This window comes from Lutibacter sp. (genome assembly GCF_040883305.1).
Taxonomy (GTDB): Bacteria; Bacteroidota; Bacteroidia; order Flavobacteriales; family Flavobacteriaceae; genus Lutibacter.
Window position 1 is genome coordinate 1 of record NZ_JBFLKT010000160.1, and the last position, 3,251, is coordinate 3,251.

The 3,251-nt window shown below is 28.8% G+C and carries 4 protein-coding genes; 1 reads left to right on the forward strand and 3 read right to left on the reverse strand.

Going from position 1 to position 3,251, the window contains the following annotated elements; translation table 11 throughout:
• Positions 1-1,094, reverse strand: a 1,094-nt coding sequence (gene der / locus AB1Z17_RS05220) for a ribosome biogenesis GTPase Der (RefSeq protein ID WP_368050740.1), incomplete at its 3' end; no start/stop codon positions are given.
• 124 nt (positions 1,095-1,218) lie between these two features.
• Here der and AB1Z17_RS05225 point away from each other — a divergent pair.
• Complete coding sequence (locus AB1Z17_RS05225; protein WP_368050741.1) at positions 1,219-1,722, forward strand: GTP-binding protein; 504 nt, start codon at positions 1,219-1,221, stop codon at positions 1,720-1,722.
• 26 nt (positions 1,723-1,748) lie between these two features.
• Here the strand turns inward: AB1Z17_RS05225 and AB1Z17_RS05230 are convergent, their stop codons facing one another.
• Together AB1Z17_RS05230 and era are read right to left on the reverse strand one after the other, a co-directional pair.
• Complete coding sequence (locus tag AB1Z17_RS05230; protein WP_368050742.1) at positions 1,749-2,648, reverse strand: CPBP family intramembrane glutamic endopeptidase; 900 nt, start codon at positions 2,646-2,648, stop codon at positions 1,749-1,751.
• 16 nt (positions 2,649-2,664) lie between these two features.
• A partial coding sequence (gene era, locus AB1Z17_RS05235) for a GTPase Era (RefSeq protein WP_368050743.1) occupies positions 2,665-3,251 on the reverse strand: 587 nt, incomplete at its 5' end.

Here is a 3,251-nt window from a genome sequence, read left to right on the forward strand (position 1 = left end):
ACAATTTCTAACATAGTATCGTTAAGTTTACTTGTTGGAATTCGTTTTTTTCTATTTTCAAAAACTTCAACTGCAGTTTCAATTGCTTTAAAAATACGCTGTTTTGTTAATGCACTAATAAATAAAATTGGAACATCTGTAAACGGTGCAATTTCTTTTCTAATTTGGGCTTCAAAATCGCGCATTGTATTGGTTTCTTTTTCAATAAGATCCCATTTGTTTACTAAAATAATAACCCCTTTTTTATTTTTTTCTGCTAACCAAAAAATATTTTCATCCTGACCTTCAAAACCACGTGTTGCATCCAATACTAAAATAGCAACATCGCAATGTTCAATGGCTCTTACCGCCCTCATTACCGTATAAAATTCTAAATCTTCTTTTACTTTAGATTTTTTTCGAATTCCGGCAGTATCTACTAGGTTAAAATCAAATCCAAAGCGGTTGTATTTTGTATCAATAGAATCTCTTGTTGTACCAGCAATATCTGTTACCACAAATCTTTCTTGACCAATTAAAGCATTTATAAAAGATGACTTTCCGGCATTTGGACGACCAACAACTGCAAATCTTGGCAATTCATCTTTTTCTTCAGGAGCATCTTCTAATTTTTCGGCCAAAGCATCTAACAATTCACCGGTTCCACTTCCATTAATAGAAGAAATTGTAAAATAATCTCCCAAACCAAGGTTGTAAAATTCAACAGCATCAGCATCTCTCATGGCGTTGTCAACTTTATTAACAGCCATTAAAATTGGTTTTTTTACTTTACGTAAAAGCTTGGCAACTTCAGAATCCATTGGAGTAATTCCTTGTTCAACATCAACCACAAAAATAATTACATCAGCTTCTTCAATAGCTAATTGTACTTGTTTTCTAATTTCTTCTTCAAAAACATCATCAGAGCCAACAGCATATCCACCAGTATCAATAACAGAAAATTCTTTTCCGTTCCAGTCGCTTTTCCCGTAATGTCTATCGCGTGTTACACCACTTACAGAATCTACAATAGCTTCTCTTCGCTGCACTAAACGGTTAAATAATGTTGATTTTCCAACATTAGGTCTTCCTACTATGGCTACAATATTACTCATAAAATTCGTCTTGAAATTTTTTGCAAAAGTAAGCAATTTAAATTTGAATTTTGAAGTATTATGAATTCAAAATTAGACATTTAATTAAATTTACTATATTTCAAAACTCAATAAACCAAACTATATGAAAGATTATTTAAATAGCGATATTCATTTACGTCCAAGATTTAAAATGTATTTTAATGAAAGTCAGGATGTTTTAATTTCAAAATTTAAAAAAAATTTAAAGTCTGAAAATTGTAATTTTTGTGGTAAAATTGTTGATGGCCATATAGTTATTGATGTTCCAGCTGATGAAAACCACTTTTGGTCTCCGCAGCTAAATATTGAAATTGAAAATGATAATTCAGAAAAAACAATTGTAAAAGGATTGTTTGGTCCAAAACCACAACTATGGACGCTGTTTATGTTTTTTCATTTTGCTGTAGCAGTTGCTTTTATTGGTTTTTCTATTATGGCCTACGTACAGTGGACTTTAAAAGAAGATAATGGCATGGCTTTAATAATAGTGATTGGTTTACCTATTCTGTGGATTGTTATGTATTTTTTAGGAAGAATTGGAAGAAGAAAAGGACACAAACAAATGGATGAATTATATGGTTTTATGATGAAAACCTTGAAGGGTTAGAGTTAGAAAGTTTAAAATATAAATTTCTATTTGAATTCCTTTTTTAATTCATCTAAAATAATAGTTTCAGGGCTTTTAGAATTGATTTTATTAATAAAATGAATATTTAGTCTTTTTGAATTTTTGAGTAAAAGGGTATCTGTAGAATTTAGAATTTCAACAAGTTCTTTAACTGTTGTATTGTTTCCAATTATAGAATCTATGCGATCTTCAGATTTGTAGGTTTCTAATCTTATAGGATTATTTAGACCAAATTCTACTATGTTGATTTCTAGTGAATAATCAGTATTATTTATTTTTGTTAGTTGGTTTGAATTGAAAAATAATAAAGCCACAGAAAATAGAATTAAATTATACAATCCGTGTTGTAAAACTCCCCAAAAAAAGCCAAGTTTAAGTCTTACATAACCCAAAGTAATACCCGCAATAATTTGAGGTAATACAATAAGTGGAGCTAATATATAAAATAAACTATTTGTGTTGCTGTAATTTGAAAGATGCATTAAGGCAAATGCTAACGCAAACAAATAGAAAAATATTTTGAAATACTTAAACCAAAGTGTTTTTGCTCTATTTTTAGTAAGAAAATCAAAAAAATGGAAGACTAAATTTCGTTCGTATTTTAAGGGAAAACGAAAAATTAGTTCCTCAATAAATGGAACAATTACCGCAGCCATTAAAATAATTGAAAATGCTCCTTTATTAGAAAATAGTTCTTCTATTGGATCCGATTTTAATTCAAACAAAAAAGAATCAATAAATGATGTAATTCCTGAAGCAAAAATTACCAATATAAAATCTAAAAGCAAAATAGAAAATAAAACTTTCCATTTTTGTTTTGTAGAAAGGGTTACGTTAAAACTCTCTTGTGGATTTTTTAAAAAATCAAATAAATCCTTAATTATTGCTTTAAATTCATAATTCATATATTGTGTATTCGGATTAATCGTTATATCCAAATCTACGTAATTGACGTTTATCACTTCGCCAATTCTTATTCACTTTTACGTACAATTCTAAATGAATTTTTTTACCAAAAAACTTCTCTAAATCTTTTCTAGCTTCAACGCCAACACGTTTTAATGCGGAACCTTTATGACCAATAATAATACCTTTTTGCGTTTCGCGTTCCACCATTATAACAGAACGAATTTTAATTATTTTATCACTTTCAAAAAACTCTTCAGTTTCAACTTCTACAGCATACGGAATTTCTTTTTTATAGTGAAGTAAAATTTTTTCGCGAATAGCTTCATTAATAAAAAAACGTTCGGGTTTATCTGTTAATTGATCTTTTGGATAAAATGCCGGAGATTCTGGCAACAACTCAACAATTCGATTAAAAACGCCTTCGACATTAAATTTTTCTAAAGCAGAAATTAAAGTTACTTCTGCATTTGGCACTTTTTCTTTCCAATACAATAATTTTTCTTCAACTTGCTCTTGGGTTGAAGTATCAATTTTATTAATTAATAATAGAACTGGTATTTTTGAATTTGTAATTTTATTGAAAAAAGCTTCATCTTTTA